Genomic DNA, 17,752 nt, shown 5'->3' on the forward strand with positions numbered 1-17,752 from the left:
TGCGTCAATTAAAACATGAAAGGGAGGTTAGATATGGTGTCCATGGCTATTCCATCTATTAATAGACCAATTTCGGCAGTTATTGATACTAAAGCCTTCCGCCACAATTTAAACCGCATTCGGGAGTTGGCACCAGAATCTAAAGTCTGGTCTGTTATCAAAGCTAAGGGTTATGGGCACACCCTAGAGGCAGCCTTGCAGGGATTAGGGGCGACAGACGGCTTTGCATTACTCGATATTGCTGATGCGCAATGGCTGAGAGACCATGATTGGAATGGGCGTATTTTGCTATTAGAGGGATTGTTTCATCAAGCCGAGCTTGAGCGGGCGGTTGCTTTAGGTTGCGATATGGTGGTTCATAGTGAAAAACAAGTGGCCTGGTTAGAGTCCTACGCCAACCATGCTGGGCATTCCATCAATATTTTTTTGAAGCTCAATTCTGGAATGAATCGCCTGGGCTTTAGGCCGGAGCAATATCGCAATGCTTTTCATGTGCTGCATTCAGCGGGGTATCGCCTGCATCATATGACCCATTTTGCGAATGCTGACCAAGTAGATCGTTACCCCAGTGTTGGCGAGCAAGTAGATTGTTTTGAGCAAGCCATTCAGGGCTTAGAGGCGGCCACCTCTTTAGGTAATTCAGCAGCTATTTTGTGGCATCGAAATTACTTGGGTGACTGGATCCGCCCTGGAATCATGTTGTATGGAGTCTCGCCAACCGGTGTGTTTGCAGATATTGTTCGATCTGATCTTCAGGCAGTAATGACGCTTAATAGTGAAATCATTGATATTCAGCATTTAAAAAAAGGTGAGCACGTAGGATATGGTGGTCGTTTTGAGGCGCCAGAAGATATGAAAATTGGTGTAATTGCCTGTGGTTATGCAGATGGCTATCCTAGGCAGGCCTCCGATGGAACGCCAGTTTGGGTGCAGAGTGCCGGTGGTGATGGCGGAGTCATCTGTCCAGTCGCTGGTCAAGTTTCAATGGACATGATTACCATCGACTTAAGAGGGGCTCCCCAGGCGATGATTGGTAGCAAGGTAGAGCTTTGGGGGAATGAAGTTCCGGTGGATGATGTCGCGCACATGAGTGGCACCATTGGCTATGAACTAATTTGCGCTCTTACTGCCAGGGTCCCTGTGGCTGTTACCTAAATTCCGATAGCGAACACCAGCACTTATTTATTCCAGATCTGCCACCACTTACGCTCTTTAATAACGCGTTGACCGGTCGTCATCATTTGGCTATCAGGGAAATTAAGTTTGTAGACGCGCAAAGAATCATTGGCTAAATCTGTCATGCCTAATTTTTCATAAGACTTCACTAGGATATACAAAGCTTCCTCTACGGCAGGAGCTCTGTCATAGTCACGAATAACCAGTTGCGCGCGGTTCGCCGAGGCAAGGTAGGCGCCACGCTGAAAGTAGAAGCGAGCAACAATGACATCGGCTTCGGCCAAAGAGTTCACGATGTAGCGCATTCTGTCTAAAGAGTCAGGCGCATATTTACTATCGGGAAATCGTTCTACAACTACTTTGAATGATTCAAAAGCCTCTTTTGCTGCCTTTGGGTCACGCTCGCTTAAGTCTTGACCAGTAAATTTCCCGAGCCATCCTAAATCATCGTTGAAGCTAATAATCCCCTTAAGGTAGTAGCCATAATCTAAATTGGGACTGCCTTGGTGCAACTTGATAAAACGATCAATAGCAATCTGAGCTAGAGCGGTTTCTTGTGCTTTCCAGTAGCAGTAAGCAGCGTTAATTTGTGCCTGCTGAGAGTAGGGGCCAAAAGGGAAGCGACCCTCTAACTTGTCAAAATATTTTCCACATTTAGCAAAATCACCGTCATTTAGCTTTTCATTTGCTTCGGAGTACAGTTTGGTTTCCGACCAAATATCAGTGTCATCTTTTTGGCCGTCACTACCAGCGCACCCACTGAGTAGGAGACATGCTGAGACTGCAGCAATCAAAAGGGCGGATAGTGAAGCTCTGCGAATCGACATTAATTTTCCAGTGGGCGCTTCAATAATCCCAGCAAGCCTTAAACTGGTAGTTGTATTTACTTCTGACATAACTAAAAGGCTCTCTAAGCGTGGCATTGCTGAAAACTCCGGATTCGAATCCCATTGATTATATCGATGAAGAGGATTTCATTACCTTAGAAATTCCCCATGAGGTGGATGGGGAGCGTTTAGACAAGTTTCTGGGGGGTGCTTTGCCTGATTACTCCCGTGCCCGCCTTAAGACATGGGTCGAAGAGGGCGCTGTTATGGTTGACGGCGTTGTGGTGACAAAATCCCGCCACTTGCTGCGTGGCGGTGAGAATATTAAGGTATTTCCGCAAGAAATGCCCGAGCAATACGCTTTTGCGCCTGAAAACATCCCTTTAGATATCGTCTATGAGGATGAGGCAATCATCGTGGTGAATAAGCCGGCGGGTCTTGTAGTCCATCCAGCCGTAGGTAATTGGACAGGAACCTTGCTAAATGCGCTGTTATTTCACTTTCCCGAGCTTAAACACTTGCCAAGGGCCGGAATTGTTCATCGCCTAGATAAAGATACCTCCGGATTAATGGTGGTTGCCCGCACAGATGTGGCTCAGACTGCCCTGGTTAGGCAGTTACAGGAGCGAACTGTAGGGCGACGATATTTGGCTTGGGTTTGGGGTGAGGCTCCTACGCAGGGTAAGGTGTTGGCCTCAGTTGGTCGAGATCAGCGTGATCGACTGAAGATGGCTGCAGGCTCTGCACAGGGTAAACCGGCTGCTACATTGTTTCGTCGCCTCGCTAAAGGCGAGTTTGCTGCTAGTCCGGTTACGCTTTTGGAGTGCAGGCTTGAGACGGGAAGAACACATCAAATACGGGTGCATCTAGAGTCTTTGGGTCTGCCTTTATTGGGTGATCCGGTGTATCGCAAGAGAACCCCCGGCGTTGCTAAATCCCTCCCATTTGAGCGTCAAGCACTTCACGCTTATGCTTTAAGTTTGCAGCACCCCACGTCACTGGAAATCATGACCTGGTTTAGGTTGCCGCCAGAAGATTTAATTCAACTGCAATCACTTACCGGCATGAATGAGGAAGATCTTCCCAAAGAGGCTGCTTTAATGGCTTCAATTAAAAATGATCAGCGTTAGCAGCCTGCCAGGGCATTATCTTTTACCTGACTGGCAACCCCCAGTTACTATCCACTCTTTTTGTACAACCCGTTTTGGTGGGGTTAGTAAACCCCCATTTGACCAAATGAATCTGGGGTTAAATGCTGGTGACGAACCGCAAGCAGTCTTGAAAAACAGAGCCATTCTTACTCGGCAGCTTTCGTCCCAACCCACTTGGTTAAAGCAAGTCCATGGCACAGAGGTAAGTACGCCCATACTCAGAGATGCTCTGCCTTTAGAGCCCATTGTGGCCGACGCTATTGTTAGCGATAGGCCCGGCGAGGTCTTGGCTATTTTGACGGCGGATTGTATGCCAGTATTGTTTACTACTGTTGCGGGTGACGTTATTGCTGCCGCTCATGCTGGCTGGAAAGGTCTGAGTGGCGGCGTTTTAGAAAATACTGTACAAGCAATGCTTTCCTTAAAGCCTTCCTTAACTCCTGAAGCAATTTTAGTTTGGATGGGGCCTGCCATTGGGCCAACAGCATTTGAAGTGGGGTCGGATGTTTTGGATGCTTTCTCCAATCAATCCGAATCCGTCTTATGCGATGCTTTTATACCGATTCCAGGCAGACGCGGTAAATATTTGGCCAGCTTAGAGGTGTTGGCCGCGGACCGTCTTCGGTCTTTGGGCATTCTATCTATCGCAAGAAGTGGCCTATGTACCTACACCGACCCACAACGCTTTTACTCTTATCGTCGCGAGGGTGTGACTGGGCGCTTTGCCTCATTAATATGGATTGCCCCATAGATTTTGCAGCTTCACTAAGGGCTACAGGGCTAGGGTTAGTGCGTATAACCATCTACAGCATATAAAGGCAGAATAGGATTATTCAATTAATGGGATAACTATGTTTGCTGGCATGAATTCTGGAGTAGCTCCATCTTTAGCACCCCAACACATGGCATTAATCCCATCAGAGCGTTTAGCAGAAATTCAGAAAGAATATTTTACGCAGTGGGCGCACCTCGCTGCGAATCCTCAGGCCATTGAGCTAAAAGATCGGCGCTTTGCGGGCAATGCATGGCAAGCATCCTGGAGCAAGTTTATTGCTGCGAGCTATCTCTTGAATTCCAGGCATTTGTTGGCTCTTGCTAAAGCAGTTGATGCCGATGAAAAAACAAAGGTCAAAATTTTGTTCACAACAGAGCAAATGATTGACGCATTATCGCCATCTAATTTCATCGCAACAAATCCTGAAGTTTTAGAAAATATTATTAGCTCGCAAGGGCAGTCCATTCAAAACGGGATCGTTAATTTATTGGGCGATTTGAAAAAAGGCAAGGTTTCTCAGACGGATGAAAGCGCCTTTGAGCTTGGTAAAAATATTGCGATGACAGAGGGTCAGGTGGTGTTTCGCAATGCCCTCTTTGAGCTCATTCAATACAAGCCCTTGACCGAGACAGTCTTCGAGCGTCCTTACTTGATGGTTCCACCATGTATCAACAAATATTACATCTTAGATTTACAGCCAGATAATTCAGTTGTACGGTACATGGTCGAGCAAGGCCATACGATTTTTTTAGTTTCCTGGAAAAATCCTGATGAAGCTATGGCTCAAGTGACATGGGACGATTATGTTGGCGAGGGTGTTATTAAGGCTATTGAAGTTGCCAAAGAAATTGGGACCACAGAGCAAATTAATGTTTTAGGTTTTTGTGTTGGCGGTACGCTTGTTTCTACTGCCTTGGCGGTTCTCGCTGCACGCAAAAAGGACTGGGTTGCCAGCTTAACTTTACTAACCACTTTATTGGATTTTAGTGACAGCGGCATCTTAGATGTATTCATTGATGACAGTATGGTGAAGTTGCGCGAAGAGAGCATTGGCGGCCAAGCTGGAAAATTCGGCATGATGTCAGGATTAGAACTTGGTAATACTTTCTCCTTTTTGCGCCCTAATGATCTTGTTTGGAATTACGTTGTAGAAAATTATCTCAAAGGAAAGTCTCCGCCTCCTTTTGATCTCCTCTATTGGAATGGCGACTCTACTAATTTACCGGGCGCTATGTATTGCTGGTATTTACGCCACACTTACCTTCAAAACGAATTGATTGAGCCGGGTAAGCTCACTGTTTGTGGTGAAAAAATTCATCTTGAGAAAATCACCATACCCGCCTATATATATGCATCACATGATGATCATATTGTTCCGTGGAAATCAGCTTATGAGTCCACGCGAATTCTGAAGGGTAAAAACCGATTTGTTCTTGGTGCTTCAGGCCATATTGCTGGAGTGATTAACCCCCCAGCTAAAAATAAACGACATTATTTTGAAAACAATGCATTGGCTAAAACTGCCGATGCATGGCTGTCAGCAGCGAAAGATATTAAGGGCAGTTGGTGGCCTAATTATGCGGCTTGGTTAAAGCCGTTTGGGGGTAAAAAGGTTAAAGCGAGCAAGCTCTTTGGCAATAAAAAATATAAGGCGCTGGAGGCTGCTCCGGGTATGTATGTAAAAGAAAAAATAACAACAGCGGTTTAATTCGATTTACAAGGGGATATAAATGACTCAAAAGATTGCATATGTAACTGGTGGTATGGGCGGCATTGGTACTGCTATCTGCCAGCGTTTGGCAAAAGATGGCTACAAAGTCATTGCAGGTTGCGGTCCTAATTCCCCAAGAAAAGATCGATGGCTGGGTGAGCAAAAAGCCCTGGGCTATGATTTTATTGCTTCGGAGGGCAATGTCTCAGATTGGGATAGCACCGTTCTTGCATTTGATAAAGTCAAAGCGGAAGTAGGCCGTGTTGATATTTTGGTGAATAATGCCGGCATAACCCGAGATAGCGTATTTCGTAAAATGACTCCAGAAGCCTGGAAGGCTGTTATTGATACCAATTTAAATTCCCTCTTTAATGTCACTAAGCAAGTTGTCGATGCAATGGCTGATAACGGTTGGGGGCGCATTATCAATATCTCCTCTGTAAATGGTCAAAAAGGGCAGTTTGGTCAATCGAACTACTCGACTGCAAAAGCAGGCTTACATGGATTTACCATGGCTTTGTCGCATGAATTGGCATCTAAGGGCGTGACCGTTAACACGGTTTCCCCAGGCTATATCGGCACAGATATGGTCAAGGCTATCCGAGATGATGTTTTAGAGAAGATCGTTGCCGGCGTTCCCGTTAAGCGTTTGGGCACCCCAGAAGAGATTGCATCCATTATTTGCTGGATTGCGTCTGAAGACGGTGGATATGCCACTGGGGCTGATTTTTCCTTAAATGGCGGTCTGCATACAGGTTAAAAAAATCCATATTTTTACAGCTTTAAGGTCGGCATATTTACTCTTGGTCAAAAACTAGGAATAAACTATGCCGATGTTGTTTTGCAGTGATGATCGCAAGGAAAAACCATGGCTACACGTGCTAAAAAATCCGGTGAAAGCCGTTTAATCAAGAAATACCCCAATCGCCGTTTATACGACACGCAAACCAGCACCTATGTGACATTAGCCGATATTAAAAATTTAGTGATGTCTAGCCATCCATTTACTGTTGTCGATGCAAAAACAGACGATGATCTAACGCGAAATATCTTGCTGCAAATTATCCTAGAAGAAGAAGCTGCTGGATCACCTGTTTTTTCTTCTCAGATGCTGTCACAGATTATTCGCTTTTACGGAAATTCAATGCAAGGGCTCATGGGGAATTATTTAGAAAAGACCATGCAATCGTTTGTAGATATTCATAGTAAGTTAGGTGATCAGACGCAAGGCTTAGGTGCTGCGAGCACCCCTGAGGCATGGGCTAACATGCTCAATCTCCAAAATCCAATGATGCAAGGATTGATGGGGAGCTTCATGGATCAAAGTAAAGACCTATTTGTTAAAATGCAAGAGCAAGTGCAGGGTACACCGTCCGTGTTCAGCGGTTTCCCATTTGTGCAGCAAACAAATAAAACAGAGAAAGAATAGTCGTGGTCGGAAAAGTTGGTTTTGTATCCTTGGGATGCCCCAAGGCATTAGTAGATTCTGAACTCATATTGACGCAGTTAAGTGCTGAGGGTTATGAGACATCAAATGATTATTCAGGCGCAGATTTGGTGGTGGTCAATACCTGCGGCTTTATCGATTCTGCGGTTGAGGAGAGTCTTAATGCCATTGGTGAGGCTTTGGCAGAAAACGGTAAAGTGATTGTGACGGGATGCTTGGGTGCGCGTAAGAACGCCGACGGTAGTGATCTTATACAAAGCATTCATCCTAAAGTTCTTGCTGTGACAGGCCCGCATGCCACTGCAGAGGTGATGCAGGCAATTCATCTACATCTACCTAAGCCACATGATCCTTTTATCGATCTGTTGCCACCCATTGGAATAAAGCTTACCCCTAAGCACTATGCTTACCTGAAAATTTCTGAAGGCTGTAATCACCGTTGCACTTTTTGCATCATTCCCAGCATGCGGGGAGACCTCGTATCTCGCCCGATCGGTGAGGTGTTGCTCGAAGCAAAACGATTGTTGGAGTCTGGTGTTAAAGAGCTATTGGTTGTTTCGCAAGATACCAGCGCCTACGGTGTGGACATTCAATACCGAACGGGATTTTGGGATGGTAAACCGGTCAAAACCAAGATGTATGACTTGGTCAATGCGCTCAATCAAATTGCTCGTGAACACCAAGCTTGGGTACGCCTGCATTATGTTTATCCATATCCCCATGTCGATGATGTTTTGCCGCTAATGGCTGAATTTTCCGATCATGGTTATGGTGTGTTGCCTTATCTAGATATTCCTTTGCAGCATTCTCACCCAGACGTTCTTAAACGCATGAAGCGTCCGGCAAGTGGTGAAAAGAATTTGGAGCGTATTCAGGCTTGGCGTGCTGCTTGCCCGGACTTGGTCATTCGCAGTACCTTTATCGCCGGCTTTCCGGGAGAGACAGAGGCAGAATTTGAGCACTTACTGCATTTTCTTGATGAAGCACAGATCGATAGGGCGGGTTGCTTTGCCTATTCGCCAGTAGATGGCGCAACCGCTAATGTCCTTGATAATCCGGTGCCTGAGTTGGTTCGCGAGGAACGTCGGGCTCGGTTTATGGCTAAAGCAGAAGAAATTTCTATTAAGCGCCTAAGCAAAAAAACAGGTAAGCGGATACAGGTTCTTATTGATCGCGTAGACGAGTCAGGTGGAATTGGTCGTAGTATTGGTGATGCCCCTGAAATTGATGGTTTGGTTCGGGTTTTACCAGCCAATAAGCCTTCCAAGCGCTATCGTGCTGGTGAGATTATTAAGGTAACGGTTATTAGCACCCAAGGGCATGACCTAATAGCTGAAACTTGATTATTCGAATAAAAACGTTATGAAGAGTAGCTTTCAAGATGAACTAATTTAGCCAGAAATGGCTTTGCTAAGGGGATTAATATGAGTCGTGAAGTCGTTGTTTTAAGTGCTGTTCGCTCTGCCATTGGTAGCTTTGGAGGCGCCCTTAGCTCTATGGAACCCTGTGAGCTTGGCGGTATTGTGATGAAGGAGGCGGTTTCTCGCTCTGGTGTCGATCCGGCATTGATTAACTACATTACTGTAGGTAATACGATTCCTACAGATAACCGTTATGCCTATGTCGCCCGCGTAGCTTCGATCCAGGCTGGGTTGCCGATGGAGTCGGTTGCCATGGGGCTCAATCGTTTATGCAGCTCTGGCTTGCAAGCAATTGTCACTACAGCCCAAGCCATCATGCTGGGTGATTGTGATTATGGTATCGGTGGCGGCGTTGAGGTAATGTCCCGCGGCATGTATGGCTCCCCAGCAATGCGTAGTGGTGCTCGTATGGGCGACACCAAAATGCTCGATTTGATGGTTTCTGTTTTGACGGATCCATTTGGCGTTGGTCATATGGGTGTTACTGCAGAAAATTTGGTTGAAAAGTGGAAGTTGACCCGTGAAGAGCAAGATGCGTTTGCCATGGAATCACATCGTCGTGCTGCACACGCCATTAAAGAAGGTCGCTTCAAATCCCAGATCGTTCCTATCACCATCAAATCCCGTAAAGGTGATGTGGTATTTGATACTGATGAGCACTGCAAGCCTGATACCACGATGGAAACCTTAGGCAAGATGAAGGCCGTCTTTAAAAAGGAAGGCGGTAGCGTTACTGCAGGTAATGCTTCTGGTATTAATGATGGCGCTGCTTTTTTTGTATTGGCAGAAGCGCAAGCTGCGCAGAAAGCCGGCTATAAGCCGATTGCTCGCCTTGTATCCTATGCTATTGCCGGTGTTCCAAACCACATCATGGGCGAAGGTCCGATTCCTGCGACTAAAATCGCGCTTGAGCGTGCCGGTTTAACGTTAGATCAAATTGACGTTATTGAATCTAATGAAGCGTTTGCTGCTCAAGCTTTGGCAGTGACTAAAGGCTTGGGATTAGACCCAGCTAAGACAAACGTGAATGGTGGCGCTATTGCATTGGGTCATCCAATTGGTTGCTCAGGCGCTGCGATTGCAACAAAGGCCATTCATGAATTACAGCGGGTGCAGGGCAAATACGCGCTAGTAACTATGTGCATTGGTGGCGGTCAAGGCATTGCGACGATCTTTGAGCGCCTCTAATGGCGTTGTGTAATTCCCAAAGTAGTTACAGGCAGACTTAGGTAATTAGCATTAGCACAGCATCTAAGCCGACTCGGTCAAAAGCCGCGTCGGCTTTTTCTTTGACAATTGTTTTTGCTCTATAGGCAACACTAACACCAGAGCCGTGCATCATCAGTAAATCATTAGAGCCGTCACCCATGGTGATTGCATTGTATTTATGGCAATCCATTGCAACGCAGACTTGATCCAGATAGCTTGCTTTGGCAGCGCCATCCACTATTTCACCGAGCACTTTGCCAGTGAGCTTTCCATCAATTATTTCCAAGGTGTTGGCTTGGGTTTGCTTAAAGCCAAACTTGCGTTGTAACTTTTCGGTAAAAAACGTAAAGCCACCTGAAACCAAAAGGGTATAAAGCCCTTGTTCATTGGCGCCAGCAAGTAATTCTGTGGCACCTGGATTGGGTTGGAGGCGCTCTAAATAGACTGATTCAAGTACATTAGCAGATACACCAGCAAGTAGTGCTACACGCCTACGTAGACTCTCTTTAAAATCTTTGATCTCACCACGCATAGTGGCTTCAGTAATTTCAGAGACGGCTGCCTTCTTACCGGCGAAGTCTGCAATTTCATCGATACACTCAATATTAATCAAGGTCGAGTCCATATCCATTGCTAAGACTTTGATATCAGAAGGCTGAAAGTGGGGCGGTAAAAAAGCAAGATCGGTATTGTGACTAGCCGCCAGCTCACGCATTGCCAAGCGCGTTTCAGAAGATAGTTGGTGACTAATAGTCCAGCGAGCAGAAAAATAACGACCTGACTTATCGCTGATTTCTAGGGGCTCAATTTTTATCCCAAGTGCCTGCGCATGATGTTCAAGAGCCACATTTAGATCCTGCGGGATCGGCTTATTTGATAGACCTACGAGCGTATGGAGATTGGTCATCTGATTTATGAGGTGACGTTTGCCGTATTGAGCATAGCCGATTCATTTAATCCTCGAAGGATACGGCGTATATGCTCCAAGCGTTGTTCTAATTTCTCAAAGTCCTTATCCTTTTGCGGAAGCACTTTTAACTTATCTTGGCCATTAAGTTGGATGTACTTTGATGACTGAATCAATCGAATGATTTTCATGGGGTCAATGGGTGGGTTGGGGATGAACTGAATCTGAATAGAGCTTGGTGTGGCATCTATTTTTTTGATTCCAAAGCCGGTCATCTCTAGACGTAAACGATGGGTCTCGTAAAACGATTTGGCCTGATCAGGTAAATCTCCGAAGCGGTCAACTAGCTCTTCACGCAGGCCCATGAGGTCAGAAAAATCGCTTGTACTAGCAAAACGTTTATACATTGAAAGACGCTCATGGACGTCTGGGCAATAGTCACTTGGTAGTAGGGCGGGTAATCCTAAATTGACGTCAGTAGTAACTTGCAGCGGCGAAAGCAGATCTGGCTCTTTGCCACTGCGCAATGATTTGACAGCGCGATTGAGCATTTCTGTATAAAGCTGGAAACCAATTTCATGAATTTCACCAGACTGTTTATCGCCAAGCACCTCACCTGCCCCCCGAATTTCTAAATCATGCATAGCTAAATAAAAGCCTGAACCCAATTCCTCCATCGCTTGAATGGCGTTTAGCCTTAGTTGGGCTTGCTTACTAAGTGCCTCAGGATCAGGTACCAATAAATAGGCGTAGGCTTGATGGTGCGATCGTCCCACACGACCTCGCAGTTGATGCAGTTGGGCTAGACCAAATTTATCGGCCCTATGCATGATGATAGTGTTGGCTGTTGGAACATCGATGCCAGTTTCGATGATAGTTGTGCAGAGCAAAATATTCGTACGCTGCGTAACAAACTCTCGCATCACGGATTCTAATTCGCGTTCATGCATTTGGCCGTGGGCGACGCTAATGCTAGCTTCGGGAATTAATTCCTGCAAAGCGTGTTTACGATTTTGAATAGTCTCTACTTCGTTATGCAGAAAGTAGACTTGCCCACCTCGTTTGATCTCGCGTAAGACGGCTTCCCGAATAATGCTATCGCCTTCGCGACGCACAAATGTTTTGATGGCCAAGCGTTTTTGTGGGGCAGTAGCAATAATGGAAAGCTCTCTTAGGCCCTCCATTGCCATACCCAGTGTTCTGGGTATGGGCGTCGCAGTTAGAGTCAAAATATCAACCTCTGCTCTTAAGGCCTTTAACGCTTCTTTTTGACGAACACCAAAACGATGCTCTTCATCCACAATGACTAGGCCTAAATTAGCAAACTTAGTTTCTTTGGACAGTAACTTATGGGTACCGATAATAATGTCAGCATCACCCTTCGCAATAGCCTCTAAAGCGGCGTTAATTTCTTTAGTGGTTTTAAAGCGCGATAACTCTACAATTTTTACAGGCCAATCGGCAAAGCGATCTTTCCAGGTTGTGACATGCTGCTCTGCTAATAAGGTAGTCGGCGCAAGAATAGCCACTTGCTTGCCACCCATTACAGAGACGAAGCTGGCTCGTAAAGCCACTTCCGTCTTACCAAAGCCAACATCGCCGCACACCAGTCGATCCATTGGCGCACCACTAGTCATATCCGCAATCACGGCAGCGATAGCGTTGGCCTGATCTGGCGTTTCTTCAAATCCAAAACTTTCAGCGAATGCAGCATAGTCATGTGCAGAGAACTCAAAAGCATGGCCTTTACGAATTGCTCTTGCTGCGTAGAGACTCAACAGCTCTGCTGCCGTATCTCGGATTTGTTGTGCTGCTTTTCGTTTAGCTTTATCCCACTGACCTGAGCCTAGTTGATGCAGCGGAGCAGAATCGGGATCAGATCCAGCGTAGCGGGTTACCATCTGCAATTGCTGAACCGGAACATAAAGCGTTGCTTCTTTTGCGTACACTAAATGAAGGAATTCCTCAAAGACAGGCTCCTCTTTTGCCTGTGCTAAATTTAAAAGCACGAGACCCTGATAGCGACCGATACCATGATCAGAATGCACTACGGGGTCGCCAATATTTAATTCAGAGAGGTCCTTAAAGAGCATCTCAGGATCCGAACTCTCGCTGACTTTCCCTTTACGGCGTTGTCGCGCAGTAGCTGTGAATAGCTCTGCTTCGGTAACCACAATGAGATTTTCGGAGGGCCAGGTAAAGCCGTTAAACAATGGCGCTGTTACAAGTCCAAATAGCAGATCACTTTTAATAAAGTCAGCGATTCCCTCAAATTCCTGTGGCTTCAGTGGAAAGAGAAATTTGCCATTTACTCCGGATACGGCATTACTCTGCTCAAACAGCTCTCGAATGGATTCTTTGCGCCCCGCACTATCACTGCAAATGAGCACACGCGTTTTTTCTTTTGAGATCAACGAGCGCAATCGATTGATAGGATCGGTATCCCTGCGATGCACAGCAAGATCCGGCACTGCTAAAAATTGGCTTGCACCCTTATCGTCTTTTTCAAGAACCAGACGAGCATTTGGTTTTGCTGAAGAAAAGAACTGATCAACATCAAGAAATAATTCTTTTGGCGGAAGTATTGGCCGATCTAAATCATGCTTTAAGAATTCATACCGAGCTAATGTATCTTTCCAGAAGCTTTTAATGGATACCTCAATATCACCAGCACTCACAATCCATACGGGATCGCCAGAGCGTGGGAAGTAATCAAATACGCTGGAGGACTCTTCAAAAAAAAGCGGTAAATAAGATTCAATTCCGGCACTCGGAATACCTAGGTTGGCATCTTTATAAATAGAGCACCTTGTGGGGTCACCCTCGAATACCTCCCGCCAGCGTCCACGAAATGCGGTGCGCGACGCATCATCAAATGGAAATTCATGTCCTGGCAGTAGGCGTATTTCTTTGACTGGGTAGAGGCTGCGCTGTGTGTCTGGATCGAATGCTCTAATCTGTTCGATTTCATCACCAAATAAATCCAGCCGATAAGGCAGTGGTGATCCCATTGGGAAAAGGTCAATTAAGCCGCCTCGAATGCTGTATTCACCAGGACGCATGACAGCGCTAACTGGGTCATAGCCCGCCTGTTGCAGTTGTAGCCTTAGCGCCGCATCATCGAGTTTGTCCCCCTGTCTGAAAAAGAAGGTATGCCCAGACAAAAAGTTTGGTGGGCCCAGCTTTTGCAGGGCGGTAGTGACGGGGATTAGAACAATGTCACAGCTTCCATTCAGTAGTTCATACAAGGTAGCTAAGCGCTCAGACACCAAATCTTGATGTGGCGAAAAATGGTCGTAAGGAAGTATTTCCCAATCTGGTAAAAGCCGGGTTTTAAGCTGAGGTGCGAAGGCGGGAATTTCTTCTAGCAACCTTTGAGCTTCTTGAGCTTGAGCACAGAAAACAATCATGACTGAGAATTCAGAGCGGTAGCGTAGGGCGGATTGGGCAATTAATGCGGCATCTGCGGAGCCAATCAGCCCGGAATAGGTAAAGCGCTGCCCAGCCCGAGGAGCCGGGATAGGGGATAAGGTAGTGATTGTTGGTGTTAATGCATCGGACATCTTCACTCATTATAGAATTAGTTATGCCTATCGGAATTCAATCCACGCCAGCTTCACCTCGATGTCATGCTTTGTTGCCAACAGCGGGCTCTGGCTCTCGCCTTGGTGGCGACTTACCAAAGCAGTTTCAAATGCTTGCCGGCAAGCCAATGCTTTCCTATGCCTTAGATGCCTTTAATAGCACCCCTGAAATTGCTTCTATCTGGGTTGGGATTAGCCCAGCCTTTATTGAGGATCCAATACTCAAGTCTCTCTCGAGTATGACAAAGCCAACCCATTTTTTGCCAACTGGAGGTCTGACTAGGCAAGAAACGGTAATTAATACCTTAGTAGCCATGCTGCAATCAGCAATTCCAGAGAATGATTGGGTGCTTGTTCATGATGCCGCTCGGCCCGGCATAAGGCCTGCTTTGATTCAAAAACTCATTCACAGCGTTACTGTGACAGGCGAGGGTGGTCTACTTGCAATGCCACTAGCTGACACGCTAAAGATGGTGGAAACCTATTCCCCTCAAGATGGAAGCTCTGTCCGCGTTCAAAAAACGATCTCTCGAGATCATCTCTGGCAAGCGCAAACCCCACAAATGTTTGGTCTTCAGGATTTGCACGATGCCATAAAGGCAGCCATGCTTATTAATGCGGATATGACGGATGAGGCGAGCGCTATGGAGCTGGCGGGCTCAAAACCTCTATTGATTCATGGGGAAACTCGCAACTTTAAGGTGACGCACCCAGCTGACTGGGAGTTAATCCAAACTATTTTGAAAACTTCATAAACTGACGCACCCCCCCTCTATGACCCAAAACACTCACCATTCACCGCCTTTCCGAATTGGCCAGGGCTATGACGTTCACGCCCTAGTTGTCGGTAGAAAATTGATTTTAGGTGGGGTCCATGTTCCCAGCGTCAAGGGCCTACTGGGCCACTCCGATGCAGACGCCTTGCTCCATGCCTTGACCGATGCATTATTGGGCGCTGCGGGGTTAAATGACATAGGTCAACTTTTCCCCGATACAGATCCACAATTTAAAGACATGGATAGCCGAATCTTGCTCAGAACCGCACTACAAAAGGTGCAATCAGCTGGATTTCAGGTGGGCAATATCGATGCCACAATTATTTGTCAGGCCCCTAAATTGGCCTCTTTTTTGCCTAAAATGATCCAAAACATTGCGGCTGATCTATTTGTCACCCCCGGCTGTATCAACCTCAAAGCCAAAACAAATGAATCATTAGGGCATTTGGGTCGGGGTGAGGGCATTGCAGTTCATGTAGTAGCTTTGCTCTATAGACCGTAAAAGATCCTCCAAAACTACTAAGCATTGTAGAATTACGGTCTTTAGAGTGAAGCTGAAGCCCCAGAATTTTTGGGATGTTAGCGCGAGGATGGCGGAATTGGTAGACGCACCAGGTTTAGGTCCTGGCGCCAGAAATGGTGTGGGGGTTCGAGTCCCCCTTCTCGCACCACAAGTTTGATGTTTGGCTTGGGCTTCACATATCCCGATTTTAATGAAGAGACGAGAATGGCTGCGCAAATAGAAAATTTAGGTCTGTTGGACCGCAAAGTAACTTTAGAGTTTGCTCGTGCCGATTTGGTAAAAGCAAGAGATGAGCGTTTAGCTAAGCTTGGCAAGACCATGAAGGCTCCCGGCTTTCGCCCCGGAAAAGTGCCCAAGAATATGGTCGAAAAGCAATTCGGTATGCAGGTTGATTTCGAGCTGCAGTACGACAAAGCTACTGAACTCTTTTATGGCGTTGCTCAAGAAGATAAAATTTTATTAGCCGGTCAACCTCGCCTTGATCCAAAAAGCGAACTAGACGCGGACAAGATCGTTTTTGACGTGTACTTCGAAGTACTGCCTGAAGTCAAAATCGGTGATTTTACAAAAGCAGAAGTTACTCAATACACAACTGACATTTCTGATGCGGAAATTGATCGTGCCCTGGATGTACTTCGTAAGCAGCAGGTTCATTACCATCCTCGTGGCGAAGCTGGGCACCATGGAGATGGCGGCGCTGATACTGCCGCTCAAGCTGGTGACCAGGCGGTAATTGATTTCGTTGGTAAGATTGACGGTGTAGAGTTCGCAGGCGGTAAGGCAGAAAACTTCGAATACGTTCTTGGCGAAGGTCGTATGCTCCCTGAGTTTGAAGCCGCAACCCTAGGCTTGAAAGCTGGGGAGAGCAAAACTTTCCCATTAAGCTTTCCAGCGGATTACCACGGTAAAGATGTAGCTGGTAAGACGGCTGACTTTACGATCACGGTGAAGTCTGTAAATTGGGCGCACCTCCCGGCAATTGATGATGCATTTGCATTGTCTCTTGGTGTTACTGAAGGCGGCGTTGCTAAGATGCGCGCAGAAGTAAAAGAAAATCTTGATCGTGAAACCAAGCGTCGCATTACTTCTTTGTTAAAAGGCGAGGTAATGGATAAGCTCAATGGTCTATGTGAGCTAGATGTGCCAAAAACTTTAGTCGCACAAGAGCAAGAGCGTTTAGTAGACTCTGCACGCCAAGATCTCATCCAGCGCGGCATTCCAAACGCGAAAGATGCACCTATTCCTGCTGAGATGTTTGCTGAACAGGCACTGAAACGTGTTCGTCTTGGACTCATTTTGAGTGAGCTTGTGAAGCAGCAGGGCTTAGCAGCTACTGCAGATCAAATTAAAGCCGAGATTGATGAGCAAGCGGCAACTTATGAAGATCCTAAAGAGGTGGTTCGCTGGTTCTATAGCAACCCTAGCCGCCTCAAAGATATGGAAAACTTGGTGCTTGAAGATAATGTCATTAAGTACTTTACTTCGAAGGCAAAGGTTGTTGACAAAGCAGTAACCTTTGAAGAATTAAGTAAGCTTAATTAATGCTTGTTGATTTATCGTTAAATTGTCTCTCTGTCACTATCAATAAAGGCTTGTCCATATGAACCAGAATCAATTCCAATCTGATTATTTAGAGCCCCAAGGTTTGGGTCTGGTTCCCATGGTGATCGAAACCTCTGGAAGAGGCGAGCGTGCTTACGACATCTATTCCCGCCTCCTGCGAGAGCGTGTCGTGTTTTTGGTTGGTGAAGTCAACGATCAAACTGCCAATCTGGTTATCGCTCAGCTATTATTTCTAGAGAGTGAAAATCCCGACAAAGAGATTTCTCTGTATATCAATTCTCCTGGTGGCTCTGTTTCTGCTGGCCTAGCTATTTACGACACAATGCAATTCATCAAGCCCCATGTCAGTACCTTATGCATGGGTATGGCTGCCAGTATGGGGGCGTTCTTGTTGTGCGCTGGTGAAAAGGGTAAGCGCTATGCATTGCCCAATTCTCGAGTCATGATTCACCAGCCATTAGGTGGCGCCCGTGGTCAGGCCTCTGATATTGAAATTCAAGCACGAGAGATTTTGTATTTACGTGAACGTTTGAATAAAATCCTGTCAGATCGTACCGGTCAATCTATTGAAACAATTGCCAAGGATACCGATCGCGATAATTTTATGTCTGCTGAGCAAGCTGAGTCATATGGCCTGATCGATAAAGTGATCGACAAGCGTCCTTAATTATTCTTTAGCGCC

The 17,752-nt window shown here is 46.2% G+C and carries 15 protein-coding genes and 1 tRNA gene; 13 read left to right on the forward strand and 3 right to left on the reverse strand.

What is annotated here, in order from left to right; all coding sequences use genetic code 11:
• Window positions 1–57: 57 nt before the first annotated feature.
• The gene (gene alr, locus B0G85_RS00645) at window positions 58–1,155 is read left to right on the forward strand and encodes an alanine racemase (RefSeq protein ID WP_100379125.1); all 1,098 of its coding nucleotides are present in this window, start codon (window positions 58–60) and stop codon (window positions 1,153–1,155) included.
• A gap of 23 nt (window positions 1,156–1,178) precedes the next feature.
• On the opposite strand, the gene B0G85_RS00650 is transcribed toward alr, so the two are convergent.
• Window positions 1,179–2,072 carry an outer membrane protein assembly factor BamD gene (locus tag B0G85_RS00650; RefSeq protein ID WP_100378520.1) on the reverse strand — a complete coding sequence of 298 codons (894 nt, stop codon included), beginning with the start codon at window positions 2,070–2,072 and terminating at the stop codon, window positions 1,179–1,181.
• Between the two features lie 20 nt (window positions 2,073–2,092).
• Here B0G85_RS00650 and B0G85_RS00655 point away from each other — a divergent pair, with 20 nt between their 5' ends.
• From B0G85_RS00655 to B0G85_RS00685, 7 genes are all read left to right on the forward strand, one after another.
• Window positions 2,093–3,133 carry an RluA family pseudouridine synthase gene (locus B0G85_RS00655; protein WP_100378521.1) on the forward strand — a complete coding sequence of 347 codons (1,041 nt, stop codon included), beginning with the start codon at window positions 2,093–2,095 and terminating at the stop codon, window positions 3,131–3,133.
• Window positions 3,120–3,905, forward strand: a complete 786-nt coding sequence (gene pgeF / locus B0G85_RS00660; protein ID WP_100378522.1) for a peptidoglycan editing factor PgeF — start codon at window positions 3,120–3,122, stop codon at window positions 3,903–3,905. The genes B0G85_RS00655 and pgeF overlap by 14 nt, the downstream gene beginning before the upstream one ends.
• A gap of 100 nt (window positions 3,906–4,005) precedes the next feature.
• Complete coding sequence (gene phaC / locus B0G85_RS00665) at window positions 4,006–5,637, forward strand: class I poly(R)-hydroxyalkanoic acid synthase (RefSeq protein WP_100378523.1); 1,632 nt, start codon at window positions 4,006–4,008, stop codon at window positions 5,635–5,637.
• Between the two features lie 22 nt (window positions 5,638–5,659).
• Complete coding sequence (locus tag B0G85_RS00670; protein WP_100378524.1) at window positions 5,660–6,400, forward strand: 3-ketoacyl-ACP reductase; 741 nt, start codon at window positions 5,660–5,662, stop codon at window positions 6,398–6,400.
• A 108-nt stretch (window positions 6,401–6,508) separates the two neighbouring features.
• Window positions 6,509–7,069 carry a polyhydroxyalkanoate synthesis repressor PhaR gene (phaR, locus tag B0G85_RS00675; RefSeq protein WP_100378525.1) on the forward strand — a complete coding sequence of 187 codons (561 nt, stop codon included), beginning with the start codon at window positions 6,509–6,511 and terminating at the stop codon, window positions 7,067–7,069.
• A 2-nt stretch (window positions 7,070–7,071) separates the two neighbouring features.
• On the forward strand, window positions 7,072–8,430 hold the full coding sequence (gene rimO, locus B0G85_RS00680; protein WP_100378526.1) for a 30S ribosomal protein S12 methylthiotransferase RimO: 1,359 nt from the start codon (window positions 7,072–7,074) through the stop codon (window positions 8,428–8,430).
• 81 nt (window positions 8,431–8,511) lie between these two features.
• The gene (locus B0G85_RS00685; protein ID WP_100378527.1) at window positions 8,512–9,696 is read left to right on the forward strand and encodes an acetyl-CoA C-acyltransferase family protein; all 1,185 of its coding nucleotides are present in this window, start codon (window positions 8,512–8,514) and stop codon (window positions 9,694–9,696) included.
• A gap of 37 nt (window positions 9,697–9,733) precedes the next feature.
• On the opposite strand, the gene serB is transcribed toward B0G85_RS00685, so the two are convergent.
• Window positions 9,734–10,624, reverse strand: a complete 891-nt coding sequence (gene serB / locus B0G85_RS00690) for a phosphoserine phosphatase SerB (RefSeq protein WP_100378528.1) — start codon at window positions 10,622–10,624, stop codon at window positions 9,734–9,736.
• Between the two features lie 5 nt (window positions 10,625–10,629).
• The gene (mfd, locus tag B0G85_RS00695) at window positions 10,630–14,187 is read right to left on the reverse strand and encodes a transcription-repair coupling factor (RefSeq protein ID WP_100378529.1); all 3,558 of its coding nucleotides are present in this window, start codon (window positions 14,185–14,187) and stop codon (window positions 10,630–10,632) included.
• Window positions 14,188–14,210: 23 nt separating this feature from the next.
• Here mfd and ispD point away from each other — a divergent pair, with 23 nt between their 5' ends.
• The 5 genes from ispD to clpP all read left to right on the forward strand — a co-directional run bounded on the left by ispD (window position 14,211) and on the right by clpP (window position 17,737).
• Window positions 14,211–14,963: a 2-C-methyl-D-erythritol 4-phosphate cytidylyltransferase gene (gene ispD / locus B0G85_RS00700; protein WP_198508662.1), complete on the forward strand. Its 753-nt coding sequence runs from the start codon at window positions 14,211–14,213 to the stop codon at window positions 14,961–14,963.
• Between the two features lie 19 nt (window positions 14,964–14,982).
• Window positions 14,983–15,486, forward strand: coding sequence for a 2-C-methyl-D-erythritol 2,4-cyclodiphosphate synthase (ispF, locus tag B0G85_RS00705; RefSeq protein WP_100378531.1), 504 nt, complete (start codon window positions 14,983–14,985; stop codon window positions 15,484–15,486).
• A gap of 82 nt (window positions 15,487–15,568) precedes the next feature.
• Window positions 15,569–15,655: transfer RNA gene (locus tag B0G85_RS00710), tRNA-Leu, on the forward strand.
• Window positions 15,656–15,711: 56 nt separating this feature from the next.
• On the forward strand, window positions 15,712–17,049 hold the full coding sequence (gene tig, locus B0G85_RS00715; RefSeq protein WP_100378532.1) for a trigger factor: 1,338 nt from the start codon (window positions 15,712–15,714) through the stop codon (window positions 17,047–17,049).
• A 58-nt stretch (window positions 17,050–17,107) separates the two neighbouring features.
• Complete coding sequence (clpP, locus tag B0G85_RS00720) at window positions 17,108–17,737, forward strand: ATP-dependent Clp endopeptidase proteolytic subunit ClpP (RefSeq protein ID WP_100378533.1); 630 nt, start codon at window positions 17,108–17,110, stop codon at window positions 17,735–17,737.
• Window positions 17,738–17,752: the final 15 nt, after the last annotated feature.

Source organism: Polynucleobacter brandtiae (assembly GCF_002797575.1).
Classification (GTDB): domain Bacteria; phylum Pseudomonadota; class Gammaproteobacteria; order Burkholderiales; family Burkholderiaceae; genus Polynucleobacter; species Polynucleobacter brandtiae.